This is a genomic window from Citrobacter sp. RHBSTW-00017, assembly GCF_013797615.1.
Lineage (GTDB): Bacteria > Pseudomonadota > Gammaproteobacteria > Enterobacterales > Enterobacteriaceae > Citrobacter > Citrobacter braakii.
Genome location: NZ_CP056899.1, coordinates 2,912,327 through 2,927,546, shown reverse-complemented (window position 1 = coordinate 2,927,546; position 15,220 = coordinate 2,912,327). Strand labels below are relative to the sequence as shown.

The window sequence follows — 15,220 nt, the reverse complement described above, 5'->3', positions numbered from 1 at the left end:
TAGCTAAGTAAATAGCGGAAATGACCAATAATTAGTATTTGTAATCATTAGTTTGTAATTAATTTGCCATTAATTGAATGACTAACATTTAATCTATTTTCTGCGATTCAGAAGGTACTCAATTAGGAGTATCAGAAAAAAGTATGATAATTTTAGAGAATCGTCATACTTTTCTGCGCCGCATCATTTTTTTCGTCATTTCAGTCCGCCATAATCCCTTCCCCAGGAGACCGTTTAACGGCAATGAATCGTTGAGCGGCATAAAAATAACGCAAATCTGGATAACATAATGATTAAAGGCAAGCTGGCACTGCTTACGTGCGCATTGACTCTCGCATTAACCTCACCACTTCTCGCCGCGCAAAATGTGAGCGAGGGTCAGACGTTGAAGCTGGCAATTGGACCTGAGCCAACGGAAGGGTTTGACCCGATGCTGGGCTGGAGTCATGGCAGCTATTTGCTTTTGCATGCACCATTATTAAAACAAAACGCAGATATGAGCTGGGGTAACCTGCTGACGGAAAAAGTTGAAACCAGTGCTGACGGCAAAACCTGGACGTTGACGTTAAAACCTGACCTTAAATTCTCCGATGGTTCCCCGCTAACCGCTGAAGATGTGGTGTTCACCTATAATAAAGCCGCAAAGAGCGGCGGCAAAATCGACATGGGAAACTTTACTCATGCCAGCCTGAAAGATAACCGCACGGTAGAAATCACGCTGCGCAGCCCGCAGAGCACCTTTGTGAACGTGCTGGGCTCTTTGGGTATTGTTCCCGAAAAACGGTATGACGAAAAAACATTCGCCAAAAATCCGATTGGCGCGGGCCCTTATCGGTTGGTGAGTTTTCAGCCGGGGCAGCAGCTGATCGTGGAGGCGAACCCCTGGTATGCCGGTAAGAAAAATGATTTTAGTAAGCTGGTGTTTGTCTTCCTTGATGAAGATAACGCTTATGCCGCAGCGCGCAGTGGTCAACTGGGACTCGTGCGTATTGCGCCTTCGATGGCGGTCGCCCCTCAACAGCAGAATTTGAAGCTTTGGGTACGCGACAGCGTGGAAAACCGTGGCATTGTGTTCCCAATGGTCCCTGCGGGTAAAAAAGACGCCAATGGTTATCCGATCGGTAACGATATCACGGCTGATATCGCCATCAGACGCGCCATCAACTACGCCATCGATCGTAAACAACTTGCCGATCAGGTCATGGAAGGTCATGTGATTCCGGCGTATAGCGCGGTTCAGGGCCTGCCATGGCAGGGACAGTCAGTTGCGTTCAAAGATGGCGACAGCGAAAAAGCGCGGATGATTCTGGAAGACGCCGGCTGGAAGGTGGGGAAAGACGGCGTACGTGTGAAAGACGGTAAAGAGGCTCGCCTGACTCTATGGTACGCCAGCGGAGACAGTACGCGCCGGGATTTAGCCGAGGCCGTACGTGCGATGCTGGAGCCCGTGGGTATTCAGGTCTCGCTGCAATCCGGAAGCTGGGAAACCGTTGAGCGGCATATGCATGCGAATCCGACGCTGTTTGGCTGGGGAAGCCTGGATCCGATGGAGCTTTTCCATCACTACAGCAATCAGGCCGCGGGCGTGGAATACTACAATCCAGGCTATTACAGCAATCCCGTCGTTGAACAACATCTTAAACAGGCCATTGATGCTCCGGACTGGCAAAAAGCGTTTCCTTTCTGGCAACAGGTGGAGTGGGATGGCAAGCAAGGGGCTGGGGTGCAGGGCGATGCCGCCTGGGCATGGCTGCTGAACATTCAGCACACTTATCTGGCAAATCCGTGTATTGACTTAGGCAAAGGCGCGCCGGAGATCCACGGTAGCTGGTCCCTGCTCAATAATCTGGATGAATGGACCTGGACCTGCCGTTGATGAAGTCTGTTGTAGGCCATTTTCTACGGCTGATAGTGTTATTAGTGCTGGTTGCGGCTGGCACTTTTATGCTGCTCAGCTTTTCTCCTGTCGATCCGATTCGCGCCTATATCGGCAACGATCTCCTGCACGTGCCACCGGAACAATATGCGCGTATCGCTGCGCGCTGGGGATTAGACCAGCCGTTATGGGAGCGTTTTGGTCACTGGTTTATACGTGTATTGCAGGGCGATCTCGGCTACTCAATGTTGTTTAATGCACCGGTTGCCAGCGTAATCAAGGAGCGCTTTGCGACTTCGTTTGCCTTGCTTGGCGGCGCGTGGCTGCTCTCCGGCATACTGGGAACGGCAATGGGGTTTGTCGCGGGTCGTTATCTGAATCGCTGGCCGGATAAAGCAATCTGTCGACTCAGCTATCTGCTTTCGTCGTTGCCGACCTTCTGGATTGGCATGCTGCTGCTGGCGTTATTTGCCGTGCGCTGGCCGGTATTTCCGGTCTGCTGCGCGTGGGAGCCGGGCAACAGTGGCGATATGGCCACGCTGGCTGAGCGTCTGCGCCATTTAGTGCTGCCCGTTTGCGCGCTAAGTTTATTGGGACTTGGCCAAATTACACTTCATACGCGGGAAAGTATCGCCAGCGTGATGAAAAGCGATTTTGTCCGTTTTGCGCGTTCGCAGGGAGATAAAGGCTGGTCGCTGTTGCGTCATCAGGTTCTGCGCCACGCTATCACGCCCGCGCTGTGCCTGCAGTTCGCCTCGCTGGGAGAACTGCTGGGCGGCGCACTGCTGGCGGAAAAAGTTTTTGCTTATCCGGGACTGGGACAGGCCACTATTGATGCCGGATTACGCGGCGATCTGCCGTTACTGATGGGAATTGTGTTGTTCAGTACCATACTGGTGTTCATTGGCAACTCGCTGTCTACCTGGCTTGTCCATGTGTTGAACCGTGCTCTGGAGCGACCTGATGCTCTATAATCCGACGCCGACGCTGATTCGTCTTCTGCTCTCTTTTAGCTGCCTGCTATGCATTGCGGTGTATGGCGCAGCGACGCTGGATAACCCATTGAGCGTTAATCTGCTTGCCCGTCATTTACCGCCTGATGCGCTGTATTGGTTTGGCACCGATAACCTCGGTCGCGATCTGTGGATTCGTTGCTTTCAGGGCGCGTTAACCAGTCTGCAAATTGGTATTGGCGCGGCGTTGTGCAGCGGCTTCATCGCATTACTGATGGCGGCTGTTTCACGTATACATCCGCGTCTGGATGTACTAATGCGTCTGATTACCGATGCCATGCTGTCAATGCCGCATCTGCTGTTGCTCATATTGATCTGTTTCACGCTGGGCGGCGGAAAAAATGGGGTGATTATGGCGGTTGCGTTGACCCACTGGCCGCGTCTGGCGCTAATCCTGCGTGCCGAAGCGCAGCGCGTGGCCCACAGTGACTATCTGACATTGACCTGGCGTCTGGGACACGGACATTTTTACTGCTGGCGGCATCACTATCTCCCGGCATTGTTACCCCAGTGGTTAACGGGAACCTTGCTGATGTTTCCCCACGCGGTGTTGCACAGCGCGGCGTTGAGCTTCCTCGGTTTTGGGCTGGCGCCACATGAACCATCGCTGGGCCTGCTGCTGGCTGATGCGCTGAGGTTTATCAGTCATGGCGACTGGTGGTTAGTGCTGTTTCCCGGGCTGATGCTATTCAGTCTGGTTATGTTATTCGATCAGTTCGCAAGGGCAGTGCATCGTTTATGGTTACGAGGTGACGCATGTTGAGTTTAAGACAGATCTCGCTGGACGTGGCGCGTTATCGCTGGTACGGCGCGAGAAACTGGTCTTCGCTGTTGCAGGATATCTCTTTCGATGTAGCGCCAGGTCAGATGGTGGCGTTAGTTGGGGGAAGTGGGGAAGGTAAAAGCCTGTTGCTGCAATGTCTGCTTGATCTCTTACCGGACAATTTGCGTTTCAACGGCTCCATCACCCTGGAGGGGAAAACGCTGGACAGTGATGATATTCGCAAATGTCGTGGCAATACTTTCAGCTATGTCCCGCAAGGTGTTCAGGCACTTAACCCGCTGCTCTCGATTGAAAAGCATCTGCGCAGGGCAAGTCAGCTCTCCGGCCAGGCCTGGAATGCCGGAAAAATTGAACGATTGCTCCAGCGTAGCCAACTGGAAAGTCGCGTATTAGATGCCTTCCCACGCCAGCTTTCAGGGGGGATGGCGAAACGTGTTCTGGCCTGTCACGCGTCGCTGAGTCAGGCCCGCTATATTCTGGCGGATGAAATTACCGCCTGGCTTGATGCACCGCTGGCTAATCAACTGCTTGAACAGCTACGTGAGCAATGTGAGCAAGGGGCTGGCGTTTTATGGGTAACGCACGACCTTACGCTGGCCGCTCGCCACGCGGACCGCATTGTCGCGCTGCATCAGGGAAGGGTGTCGGATAACGTCAGCCGGGAACAGCTGTTACGCGGAGAGATCAGCGAGCATCTGCAACGCCAATGGCGTGCGCTGCCTGAAAGAAATCAACTTTTTGGAGAGCGCGATGCTGTGCTGTCGTGAGGTGACGATTTGTCAGGGAGGAAAGGTGCTATGGCAAAATCTGAACTTCTCTCTGCGCCCCGGAGAACGCATTGGGGTTTGTGCACCCAGCGGAACCGGCAAAACAACGCTGGGACGCGTACTGGCGGGCTGGCAAAAACCGACCTCGGGTGACATTCTGGTTGATGACCAACCGCTGCCTATGCACCAGTATTGCCCGGTGCAACTGGTGCCACAGCATCCGGAGTTAACCTTTAATCCGCGGCGCAGTACCGGCGATGCGGTTTATGATGCCTGGCGACCTGATGCTGAACTGCTTACCCGTCTTCACATCAACCCTGAGTGGTTAACCCGCCGTCCCGGACAGCTTTCTGGCGGTGAACTGGCGCGAATTGCTTTACTTCGCGCGCTGGATCCGCGGACACGTTTTCTTATTGCCGATGAAATTACCGCCCAGCTCGATCCTTCCATTCAAAAAGATATCTGGGTATTGCTGCTTGAAGAGTGCCAGCGTCGGCCATTAGGTATGCTCATTATCAGCCATCAGCAGGCTCTGCTTGATCAGATCTGCTCCAGAAAACTCATTGAAGCGTGAGGCAATAACGTGCAGTAATGTCTATTGATTAAATTGTTATGTTATATTATAACAATTCACTCGCAAACGATTTGAGGGTGAAATTTTGGCTATTCGTTTTAACAAACTGACAATCGCTCTGGGGATGCTTTTAGTCAGTGGGCAGGTGTTGGCGCATGGTCATCATTCCCATGGTGCGCCGATGAGTGAAGCAGAACAAAAGGCGTCGGAAGGGGTATTTGATGATAACCAGGTGCAGAACCGGGCGCTGTCCGACTGGGATGGCATGTGGCAATCTGTCTATCCGTATCTGGTCAGTGGCGAACTTGATCCGGTTTTCAAAAAGAAAGCGGAGAAAGATAAAAGCAAAACGGCAGAACAAATTAAAGCTTATTACCGTACAGGCTATGCAACCAATGTAGACACCATCGGCATCGAAGATGGCGTGATGGAATTTCACACCGGTAATCAGGTCGCATCGTGCAAATACGATTATGCCGGGTATAAAATCTTGCACTATAAATCAGGCAAGAAAGGTGTACGGTATCTGTTTGAGTGTAAAGCCGCTGACAGCAAAGCGCCTAAATACGTGCAATTCAGCGATCATATTATCGCGCCGCGTAAATCGAGCCACTTCCATATCTTTATGGGAAATACCTCGCAGGCTGCCTTGCTTGAGGAGATGAAAAACTGGCCTACCTACTACCCTTATCAGCTGAAGGGCGAAGAAGTAGTGGATGAGATGCTGCACCATTAATCCGGGCTAACATTATCTGTACACACCCGCCACCAGTGGCGGGTTTTTTTAATTAATTACCTGCTCTTTCCATCACCTGTCGCATTCGTTAGCATATTGTATCGCAGCAAGTGCATGTGTTTTTTCAGGAAGAGGTTAACGTGTTCGCAGAGTATGGAGTTCTGAATTACTGGACGTATCTGGTGGGGGCTATTTTTATCGTGCTGGTACCGGGGCCAAATACGATATTTGTGCTGAAGAACAGCGTCGGTAGGGGAGTAAAGGGGGGGTATCTCGCCGCCAGCGGTGTGTTTATTGGTGATGCCGTGTTGATGTTTTTGGCCTATGCCGGTGTTGCTGCATTGATTAAAACAACGCCTGTTTTGTTCAATATCGTTCGTTATCTTGGCGCTTTCTATTTACTGTATCTTGGCGCGAAGATCCTGTATGCAACACTGAAATCGAAAGCAAGCGACGCCGCGCCCGAGGAAGTCCCGTTTGGCGCTATTTTTAAGCGCGCATTAATCCTGAGCCTGACCAACCCCAAAGCTATTCTGTTTTATGTGTCGTTCTTCGTGCAGTTTATTGATGTCAATGCGCCGCATTCAGGGCTGTCATTCTTTATTCTGGCTATTACGCTTGAGATAGTGAGCTTTTTCTATTTGAGCTTCCTTATTTTCTCCGGCGCGTTTGTGACGCAATATATCCGTACGAAGAAGAAACTGGCGAAAGTGGGGAATTCCCTTATCGGCCTGATTTTCGTTGGTTTTGCCGCCCGTCTGGCCACGCTTCAATCGTGATGCCATCGGCCCGCTGATTGCGGCGGGCCTTTAATATTGAGCTCTGCTTTTCATTTATAATCGTAGGGTTGTAACCAATAAATGGTATTTTAAATGTATATTTTGAGGCGTACCCTGTGTACAGCAGCGGTTCAATATGACTCGCTGGTTGTCGACTGGAAAAGGGAAGAAAAATGCTTCAAATTCCACAGAATCATATCCATACACGCTCTACGCCATTCTGGAACAAAGAAACGGCGCCTGCCGGAATTTTCGAACGCCACCTTGATAAAGGGACCCGAGCCGGGGTTTATCCTCGACTTTCGGTTATGCAGGGGGCGGTCAAATATCTCGGATACGCAGACGAACACAGTCCGGAGCCAGTAGAGGTGATGATTATTGAAGCCGGTCAGTTTGGCGTTTTTCCACCGGAAAAATGGCATAACATCGAAGTGATGACCGACGACACTTACTTTAATATCGATTTTTTCGTCGCCCCGGAAGTTCTGATGGAGAGTGCAAATCAACGAAAAGTCGTGCGCACCGGCAAGGAGTAAATCATGGGTAAAGCAACCTATACCGTAACCGTGACCAATAACAGCAACGGTGTTTCTGTTGATTATGAAACAGAGGCGCCAATGACATTACTGGTGCCGGATGTGGCAGCTGAAGTGGTCAAAGATCTGGTCAATACCGTGCGTTCGTACGATACCGAAAATGAGCACGAAGTCTGCGGGTGGTAGGCATTATTCACTGCTACTGATTGAGTATATTAGTTTTTAATCTAAAAACTGCACTGCGCTTTGACGGCGCAGTGCGTTTTTTTTCTGGGCGAAACAGGGAAATATCCTGAAAGGATTCCTTAAGAATACCTTAAGAGATTCGCATTGATTGCTAATAGTTGATCATTCACAGGGGTTATGATCGCGAAACAGATATAAAACAGAACATCGCGCTTATGAAACTCAATACCCGACTTACATTACCCACAATCATTCTCGGATTAGCCATCGTGGCGATCCCGTTCGCCGCGAACTGGCATCTCCCGCTACTCAACGGTACTGTCGTCAGCTGGATTGAAAATGGCCAGGCGCTATGGCTGCTGTTTGGTGCCATATTTACACTCAGCTACATCAGGCCCTTATCACGTCCCGAAGGCGAGAAGCAATTTTGGCTTTGGGCGGCAGCGTGGTGGCTGGTATTACTGGGTCGAAGCACAAGTTGGGGCCGCGATTATTTTCCTGAGCATCCCAAACTCCTGTTCCGGGCTATCTCAGTGGTATTGATTGCCATGATTATTCTGCCAGTGCTGATTTCGAAGCGCTTACGCCAGGATATTGCCCGTCGCTTTCGCAATGAACCGCTACCTCTGTGGCTGTTAGCGATCACCACCTGTGCATTTTTGATCTCCGATACGGTAGAGCATCATCGTCTGCTGGCTCCCATCTTTCTGCACAATGCTCAGTATGGCGATCTGATTGAAGAACTGTACGAACTACCGTTTATGGCGGGATTGTTTCTGATGAACCTCGGCTTTATGCGGCGGGATAAGCAGGAGGAAGCTGCATCCATCCGCTTCAGTGAACCACAGCTGGCGAAGTCATGAGATAAGGCCTGAGTCTGGAAAGCCAGACTCAGGAGATGATGGCGGTGACTTACGCAATAGCCTCACATAGACGTGACTTCATATCGCTATACGTTTGTGCGGCATATTTTTCTGCCCACCCCTGATCGGTAATGTGTTCAATATTTACGGCGCAATATTTGGTTTCCGGCGTTTTCGAAATAGGATCGAGATTGTCCTGGGTTAACTCGTTACACGCGCCAATCCACCATTGATAAGTCATATAGACCGTTCCGACATTGATGCGCTCGGAGACATCCGCGCGGCTGATAACCTTACCGCGGCGCGAGCTGACCCATACCAGATCGCGATGACGAATACCCATTTTTTCAGCATCATGGGTATTGATTTGCACATACCCAGGCTCGTCTGCCAGCGCTTGCAACGCTGCGCAGTTGCCGGTCATCGAACGGCAGGAGTAGTGCCCAACCTCACGCACGGTACACAGCACCAGCGGATATTGTTCATCAGGAACTTCTGCTGGCGCTCGCCACGGTGCGGCAAACAGTTTGCCTTTGCCATTGGCGGTATCAAACTGGCTGTGCGCGTAAAGGTAGGGCGTACCAGGACTATCGAGATCCGCACATGGCCACTGAACATGACCCATCTCACCCATTTTCTCATAGGTCACGCCGTAGAACAGTGGACACAGCTCGCGCATCTCATCCCAGATTTGCTGGTTATTTTGATACTGCATTGGATAACCCATTTCGCTGGCCAGCAGGCTGATAATCTCCCAGTCACGCTTTACATCACCGGTGGGTTCAATCGCTTTCTCAAAACGCTGGAAACCGCGATCGGCGCAGGTAAAGACGCCACCGTGTTCACCCCATGAGGTGGCAGGCAGGAGGACATCGGCCATTTCCGCCGTCTTGGTCATGAAGATATCCTGCACGACGATAAAATCGAGCGCGTTAAATCCTTCGCGGACCAGACCCAAATCGGCCTCGGTTTGCAGCGGATCTTCTCCCATGATGTAGTAGGCTTTGATTTTGCCTTCGATAGCCAGATGCGGAACTTCGGTGATGCGGGTTCCAACCTTGTCATCCATCTGATTAACGTCAATACCCCATGCGGCGGCAAATTTCTCCCTGACGGCGAAATCGGTTACGTCCTGATACCCTGGAAACTGGTTAGGCAGCACCCCCATATCGCACGCGCCCTGCACGTTATTTTGCCCGCGCACCGGGCCAACACCGACGTTAGGGCGTCCCAGATTTCCGGTTAGCAAGGCCAGGCTCGACAAACCACGAACCACGTCAACGGCCTGACCAAACTGGGTGACGCCCATCCCCCACATCACGGTGGCCGATGGCGCCGCAGCAAATGTACGCATCGCCTGACGAACCTGCTGTGCGGGAACACCGGTTAAATGTTCAACGTCTTCAGGCGCATACTCCTTAACGGTTTCCCAGTATGTTTCCAGTCCTTCCGCATGCTTTTGTACATACTCGCGATCGTAGAGTTGCTCCTCGATGAGAACATGGCCAAACGCGTTGACCAGCGCCATATTGCAACCGTTTTTCAACTGCAAATGTTGGTCAGCGATACGGGCAGTTTCAATCCGGCGTGGGTCGCAGACAATGATTTTTGCACCGTTCTGGCGAGCTTTAATTACCCGGCGGGCCACAATTGGGTGTGAATCGGCACAGTTATAACCAAAGATCAGCAGGCATTTTGAGTTTTCAATGTCGCTGATGGAATTGCTCATCGCGCCATTGCCTAACGTTTCCTGTAACCCGGCTACGGAAGGGCCGTGACAGACGCGGGCACAGCAATCGACATTGTTGGTATGGAGCACGCCACGTGCGAATTTTTGCATCACGTAGTTGGTCTCATTCCCTGTTCCACGGGAAGATCCGGTGGTCATGATGGCACGAGGGCCATAGGTATTTTTGATTTCAGTTAAGCGTTTTGCGGTGTAACGAATGGCTTCATCCCAGCTAACGGGAGTGAATTTTCCACCTTTTTCATAACGGATCATCGGGCGGGTCAGACGGGGAGTCAGAAGGCGAGTGTCGTTAAGAAAGTCCCAACCATAATAGCCTTTCAGGCATAACTGATTTTGGTTCGTTACACCCTCTGCGGCCTCAGCGCGGATGATTTTGTTATTCTCAACAACAAGCTTCAGCTTGCACCCGGCCCCACAGTATGGGCATACACTGGTGATTTTTTTCATCAATAACAGACCTGTTAAATGCTGAAATAGCGCGAATTGTAGACGCAGTCACGCGATACGCATCGCGGACTACGATGTGTCGTAGTGACGGGCTGTTTAAGCATAAAGTGTGCCAGAAGTGAAAACCCAGCAATAGCAGGGGCTGACGGCCAAAGCGTTAAGCAGAATGACTGACGATTCGACATTAATGACGAGGCGCGACAAAATTAGTCTGCAAGTCAGCGATGTAACCTTATGAAACATCGGAAAAAGATGAAAAACAGAAGTGATAGCGATCACAAATTTTAATTTTTCAGCGCTATGCTATGCTTTTATACGACGAGTGAATCGTTAATTTAAAAACATAAGTGAGGGAAATTATGGGCATTATTTCATGGGTGGTTTTCGGTCTTATTGCTGGGATTTTGGCAAAATGGATTATGCCGGGTAAAGATGGCGGCGGATTCTTTATGACCATTATCTTAGGGGTTGTCGGTGCGGTAGTGGGTGGCTGGATCAGCACCTTCTTTGGTTTTGGTAAAGTCGATGGTTTCAACTTCGGCAGTTTCGCCGTGGCGGTGATCGGTGCGATTGTGGTGTTGTTTATCTACAGAAAAATCAAAAGCTAAGTAAACATACAGACAATAGAGGCCACTAATATGTGGCCTTTTTCTTAGGTCACCACCAGCCGAATTCTGTTCCCAGAACGACGATGATAGCCACGCCAATCATAATAAGCGTTGTTTTTTTCATCGTTATGCTCCCGGCGCAGCGTAGCCGCCAATAAAAAACCAGGATAAGAAAACGACAGCGGAAATGAAAATGATGACGGGGAAAATAATACCGAGTCGCATACGATTATCTGCCAGAGTTATTTAAAGACGGGTTAGCATAGCAGGGCTTAATGTACGACAAAAGTGGTTTTATCCTGACGCTTTTTATCCTTGTACATTGCGCTGTCTGCGAGGTGAAGCGCGCAGTTTACATCAGTCTCCAACGGATTAATTACCACCACGCCCAGACTGGCGCCAGGATAAAATAGATGAATGTCGCCCAGGTGGTAGTCACCACAAATTTGCTGTTGTAGCTGATTTTTCACCTGCTGCAGGCGGTCCCGCGGATCCCTGTCATCTTCCGGTGACAGGCTCACGACTAAAAATTCGTCACCACCCAGTCGGCCAAGGATATCATTGTCACCGCATTCGCGAAGCAGACGCTGACCAATCTGGATCAGAAACTGGTCGCCAACCTCGTGGCCAAAGCGGTCATTGATCAATTTGAAATCATCCAAATCAATATAGGCAAAAATAATCTTCTGCCTGAGATGTCGGGCAAGGGAAAAAAGAGTCTCAACATTTTCAAAAATGGCGCGCCGATTCGGTAATCCGGTCAGGGCATCGGTGTAAGAGTGCGCAATCAGCGCGGCATTCGCTTCACGTAACTGAGCAACCAGCGACTCTTTTTGAATTGACTGGGCGATCAGGCCCGCAAACAGATGTAACACCTGTTCGCCACGTTGGCTTAATGCGTGCTGGTGGCGACTGGTGGCGCAGAGCGTACCGTAAAACGTTCCGTCGGGAAGATGAACCGGCGTGCTCAGGAAAGTGGTTATCTCCAGCGCGCGGGCGGCGGTACACTCCGGCCAGCGAGCGGGAACGTTGTCGCTGTACAGACAGTTTTCGTCTATGGCGCGTTTGCATAGCGTCTCATCCCAGGGTACGGACAGCCCTTCAGGGATCTGCATCTGCTTGCTATTGCGCGCATACAAAATATGCTGCAGGCGGGCATCTAAATCGACCTTGGTTAAATAGGTGGATTCCATCTCAGTCACCACTTCCAGCATCTCCAGAAGTTGCCGAACCAGGCTCTCAACTGACTGCTCCGTGGCTAAGGATTGTGAGACTCTGGCAAGGATCATGTCCGACATGAGGTGTAAATGCTCCTGAGTAATGACTGGGCTAACGTGGCCCGCATGATAGAACATCAAGATGAAAGATGAAACACGCCATCCCGCTCAAAATTTAAACATTAAATTGAAAGCTGGCAGTAAAACATGGAGATAGATGGAAAGTCGGGGTAACCTGCCGGGATAAGGTTTTTAACAGGAGTCGATATGAAACTGGCGTCTATTATTTTGCCCGGCTTGTTGGTGTTAGCGGGATGTACCACTCAGCCCGAAGCCCCCAAACCGCCGAAGATTGGTCTGGCGAATCCTGCATCGGTATATTGTGAACAAAAGGGTGGCTCGCTGATTGCGGTGCAGACCCCGCAAGGCGTAAGGTCGGACTGCAAATTACCGGGCGGGGAAGTGATTGATGAATGGGTGCTCTGGCGCAGAGATCATCCGACAACGGGCAAATGAAATCCGGTTAGCATTGACGTATCCATTCAGCCAGCACCAGCGCGTGGTTTTGCTGGGTGTTTTTCGCCGCATACAGTAGCGTTAAGGTTTGCTGTCGGGCAATCTCTGCGAGACGCTTTCCTTCCTGCTGCTGTAGGGCCAGTTCAGCGCGATATTGCTCCGAAAAGTGTGTGAAATCAATCAATTCTGCGTGGAACGCCTTGCGTAAATCAGATGACGGCGTAAGCGCTTTATTCCATTCGTTAAAAATAAGGTCGGTCTTTTTTACCCCGCGAGGCCACAGCCTGTCGACCAGTACGCGATAACCATCATTTTTTTCTGCTGGGTCATACACGCGTTTACATTGAATTTTCATCTTTTCATCCGCTCCATTAATCCACTGCTTTGATATATTTCGACACCTTTATTACGGTTAAATAAGATCGTAAAACGTGACAATTGTAACATTCTGCCCGTCCTGACTCCCAATTTAAGGGATTGTGATACCAACAAAAAATCGGTAGGCTGAGGCTCCTTATATTGTCCCTCATTGTCTGGACATAAGGAAAACTTAATGGAAATTTCCCCGTTTAAAGATACGCTTCGCATTGCGCTGGTGGGTGATTACAGCCCTGATATTGTGGCGCATCAGGCCATTCCTCTTGCTATCGACGATGCCGCTGCCGTCCTGGAATTAGTGGCTGATTATGACTGGCTAACCACCTCTGATATTAGCAGCAGTGAAGATCTGATTGGCTATGATGCTATTTGGGTCGTTCCTGGCAGTCCATATCGGCACCTGGAAGGCGCACTGATCGCGATACGCTACGCGCGTGAAAACAGCATCCCATTCCTCGGGACCTGTGGCGGTTTTCAACATGCGATTCTGGAGTATGCCCGCAACGTGCTGGGCTGGAGTGATGCTGCCCATGCGGAAACGGATACCACGGGGCGGATGGTCATCGCACCGTTGACCTGCTCGCTGGTAGAAAAAACGGATGATATTGAACTGAGGGCCAATACGCTGATTGCCAAAGCCTACGGACTGGGTGTTATCTCCGAGGGGTATCATTGCAACTATGGCGTATCGGAAGATTTTGCCGCCGAGCTTGAGAGCGGTGATCTTCGTGTGACTGGCTGGGATGAGGCTGGTGATATCCGTGCCATTGAGCTGGTGACGCATCCTTTTTTTGTCGGCACACTCTTTCAGCATGAACGTGGAGCGCTGGCGGGAAAACCCGTGCCGTTAGTTCAGGCAATGCTGCGCGCTGCGCGAGGATAAAAAAACGGGCAGGTTATACTCAAACCTGCCCGCTGCTTTATGCGCTTGCTATCTCCCGATTACGCCCCGCGCACAGACCAAACACTGCCATCAGTATTGCTAACACGGCGACCCCAGCTAATGGAATCAGCCAGCTACCATTGAGGTCGTGAATCTTACCCATCAGCGGTGGCCCACAGGCAGCCAGTAAATACCCGACGGACTGTGCCATGCCGGACAGGGCCGCGGCCTGATGCGCTGAGCTTGCGCGCAGGCCAATAAAGGTCAAACCAAGGATCATCGTAGCGCCTGAGCCAAAGCCAAACAGTATGGTCCACAGCAAAGCCTGCCCGGGCATTACCGCGAATCCCGCTGCGCCGATGGCGCACATTAACGAAACCAGTGCGGCGATGGCGCGCTGATCCTTAAATCTGTTCAGGACGAGAGGGATCAATAACCCCGGCGCGGCGGTTGCCAGTTGCAGTAAACCATGCAACGAACCGGCCTGCGCTTCGCTGTAGCCGTGGCTGATTAAAATGGCGGGTAGCCAGCCAATGATCACGTAGTAGATAAGTGAATTGATCCCGAGAAACAGCGTCACCTGCCAGGCGAGGCTCGAGCGCCAGATCGCGCGGGAATGCAAAGCGCGCGAGTTGCTCAAACTGGCATTGGCCGTCTGGCGACATTGGGGTAACCAGATAATCAGCGCCAGCAGCGGAAAGACCATCAGTACCATCAGCGCACCGCGCCAGCCAAACCCGTTCAGCGCCAGCGGAACCACAATAGCTGAACCCAGTGCCGCCGCTGCGCCCATAGTCAGCGAGTATGCGCCAGTGAGTTTTGCCACATGCTGAGCAAAATCACGCTTGATCAGCCCAGGTAACAGCACATTTCCCAGCGCGATTCCGCAACCAATGATAGCGGTGCCGCTAAACAGGAAACCTGGCGTGGGCAGCGAACGTATCGCAATACCTGCGCAAATCAGTAGCATTGCGGCAAACAGGCTGCGTTCGATACCCCAACGGCGTGCAACGGTGGCGGCCAGAGGCGATACCAGTGCGAAGGCCAGCAGCGGCAGGGTGGTCAGAAGTCCCGTCTGGGCGGTACTCAGGCCGTAGTCGGTGCGAATTGCATCCAGCAACGGGGCGGCTCCGGTAAAGGTGACGCGCAGCGTGGTGGCAATCATCAGGATCCCCGCGATCAGCCAGGCTGCGTTTTTGCCGCGGGAGGAAGGCATATTTGTCATTTTTTTCTCATATCGTCAGGCGAGGCGATACTTTAGCGTTTTTACTCAATGGATGAATCAAGCTAAAATGACAGTTTATCGC

Annotated in this window: 19 protein-coding genes; 13 read left to right on the top strand and 6 right to left on the bottom strand. The window is 51.3% G+C overall.

Going from position 1 to position 15,220, the window contains the following annotated elements:
- Window positions 1–289 precede the first annotated feature (289 nt).
- The 10 genes from HV037_RS14175 to HV037_RS14130 all read left to right on the top strand — a co-directional run bounded on the left by HV037_RS14175 (window position 290) and on the right by HV037_RS14130 (window position 8,114).
- Window positions 290–1,876, top strand: a complete 1,587-nt coding sequence (locus HV037_RS14175) for an ABC transporter substrate-binding protein (RefSeq protein WP_103283908.1) — start codon at window positions 290–292, stop codon at window positions 1,874–1,876.
- Window positions 1,876–2,850, top strand: coding sequence for an ABC transporter permease (locus HV037_RS14170; protein WP_016152788.1), 975 nt, complete (start codon window positions 1,876–1,878; stop codon window positions 2,848–2,850). The genes HV037_RS14175 and HV037_RS14170 overlap by 1 nt, the downstream gene beginning before the upstream one ends.
- Window positions 2,840–3,652: an ABC transporter permease gene (locus HV037_RS14165; protein WP_103283907.1), complete on the top strand. Its 813-nt coding sequence runs from the start codon at window positions 2,840–2,842 to the stop codon at window positions 3,650–3,652. Before HV037_RS14170 ends, HV037_RS14165 begins: the two co-directional genes overlap by 11 nt.
- A complete protein-coding gene (locus HV037_RS14160; RefSeq protein WP_103283906.1) occupies window positions 3,646–4,440 on the top strand; it encodes an ATP-binding cassette domain-containing protein in 795 nt (264 codons plus the stop codon). Before HV037_RS14165 ends, HV037_RS14160 begins: the two co-directional genes overlap by 7 nt.
- Window positions 4,424–5,014 carry an ATP-binding cassette domain-containing protein gene (locus tag HV037_RS14155; protein ID WP_047358586.1) on the top strand — a complete coding sequence of 197 codons (591 nt, stop codon included), beginning with the start codon at window positions 4,424–4,426 and terminating at the stop codon, window positions 5,012–5,014. Before HV037_RS14160 ends, HV037_RS14155 begins: the two co-directional genes overlap by 17 nt.
- Before the next feature lie 124 nt (window positions 5,015–5,138).
- The gene (zinT, locus tag HV037_RS14150) at window positions 5,139–5,750 is read left to right on the top strand and encodes a metal-binding protein ZinT (protein WP_233612815.1); all 612 of its coding nucleotides are present in this window, start codon (window positions 5,139–5,141) and stop codon (window positions 5,748–5,750) included.
- A 140-nt stretch (window positions 5,751–5,890) separates the two neighbouring features.
- Window positions 5,891–6,529, top strand: coding sequence for a leucine efflux protein LeuE (gene leuE / locus HV037_RS14145; protein WP_016152793.1), 639 nt, complete (start codon window positions 5,891–5,893; stop codon window positions 6,527–6,529).
- 173 nt (window positions 6,530–6,702) lie between these two features.
- Window positions 6,703–7,065, top strand: a complete 363-nt coding sequence (gene yeaR, locus HV037_RS14140) for a DUF1971 domain-containing protein YeaR (protein ID WP_005120376.1) — start codon at window positions 6,703–6,705, stop codon at window positions 7,063–7,065.
- 3 nt (window positions 7,066–7,068) lie between these two features.
- Complete coding sequence (locus HV037_RS14135; RefSeq protein ID WP_003832433.1) at window positions 7,069–7,251, top strand: DUF1869 domain-containing protein; 183 nt, start codon at window positions 7,069–7,071, stop codon at window positions 7,249–7,251.
- A gap of 215 nt (window positions 7,252–7,466) precedes the next feature.
- Window positions 7,467–8,114: a hypothetical protein gene (locus HV037_RS14130; RefSeq protein ID WP_016156293.1), complete on the top strand. Its 648-nt coding sequence runs from the start codon at window positions 7,467–7,469 to the stop codon at window positions 8,112–8,114.
- A 49-nt stretch (window positions 8,115–8,163) separates the two neighbouring features.
- Here HV037_RS14130 and fdhF read toward each other — a convergent pair whose 3' ends face one another.
- Window positions 8,164–10,311: a formate dehydrogenase subunit alpha gene (gene fdhF, locus HV037_RS14125; RefSeq protein ID WP_103283904.1), complete on the bottom strand. Its 2,148-nt coding sequence runs from the start codon at window positions 10,309–10,311 to the stop codon at window positions 8,164–8,166.
- Between the two features lie 359 nt (window positions 10,312–10,670).
- Between fdhF and HV037_RS14120 the strand changes: the two genes are divergently transcribed.
- On the top strand, window positions 10,671–10,919 hold the full coding sequence (locus HV037_RS14120; protein WP_016152796.1) for a GlsB/YeaQ/YmgE family stress response membrane protein: 249 nt from the start codon (window positions 10,671–10,673) through the stop codon (window positions 10,917–10,919).
- A 49-nt stretch (window positions 10,920–10,968) separates the two neighbouring features.
- Here HV037_RS14120 and yoaJ read toward each other — a convergent pair whose 3' ends face one another.
- From yoaJ to HV037_RS14105, 3 genes are read right to left on the bottom strand one after another with little or no spacing between them, the layout of a single operon-like run.
- Window positions 10,969–11,043 carry a protein YoaJ gene (yoaJ, locus tag HV037_RS14115; protein ID WP_101700011.1) on the bottom strand — a complete coding sequence of 25 codons (75 nt, stop codon included), beginning with the start codon at window positions 11,041–11,043 and terminating at the stop codon, window positions 10,969–10,971.
- 2 nt (window positions 11,044–11,045) lie between these two features.
- Window positions 11,046–11,144 (bottom strand): YoaK family small membrane protein, encoded by a 99-nt coding sequence (locus HV037_RS14110; RefSeq protein WP_032941789.1) that lies wholly within the window; start codon window positions 11,142–11,144, stop codon window positions 11,046–11,048.
- A 47-nt stretch (window positions 11,145–11,191) separates the two neighbouring features.
- A complete protein-coding gene (locus HV037_RS14105; protein ID WP_103283903.1) occupies window positions 11,192–12,217 on the bottom strand; it encodes a sensor domain-containing diguanylate cyclase in 1,026 nt (341 codons plus the stop codon).
- 186 nt (window positions 12,218–12,403) lie between these two features.
- Here HV037_RS14105 and HV037_RS14100 point away from each other — a divergent pair, with 186 nt between their 5' ends.
- On the top strand, window positions 12,404–12,652 hold the full coding sequence (locus HV037_RS14100) for a DUF333 domain-containing protein (protein WP_103283902.1): 249 nt from the start codon (window positions 12,404–12,406) through the stop codon (window positions 12,650–12,652).
- Window positions 12,653–12,659: 7 nt separating this feature from the next.
- On the opposite strand, the gene HV037_RS14095 is transcribed toward HV037_RS14100, so the two are convergent.
- A complete protein-coding gene (locus HV037_RS14095) occupies window positions 12,660–13,007 on the bottom strand; it encodes a DUF488 domain-containing protein (RefSeq protein ID WP_016152799.1) in 348 nt (115 codons plus the stop codon).
- 198 nt (window positions 13,008–13,205) lie between these two features.
- Here HV037_RS14095 and HV037_RS14090 point away from each other — a divergent pair, with 198 nt between their 5' ends.
- Entirely contained in the window at window positions 13,206–13,913 is a 708-nt protein-coding gene (locus tag HV037_RS14090) for a CTP synthase (RefSeq protein ID WP_103283901.1), read from the top strand.
- A gap of 37 nt (window positions 13,914–13,950) precedes the next feature.
- On the opposite strand, the gene HV037_RS14085 is transcribed toward HV037_RS14090, so the two are convergent.
- Window positions 13,951–15,138: a CynX/NimT family MFS transporter gene (locus HV037_RS14085; RefSeq protein ID WP_103283900.1), complete on the bottom strand. Its 1,188-nt coding sequence runs from the start codon at window positions 15,136–15,138 to the stop codon at window positions 13,951–13,953.
- Window positions 15,139–15,220 lie beyond the last annotated feature (82 nt).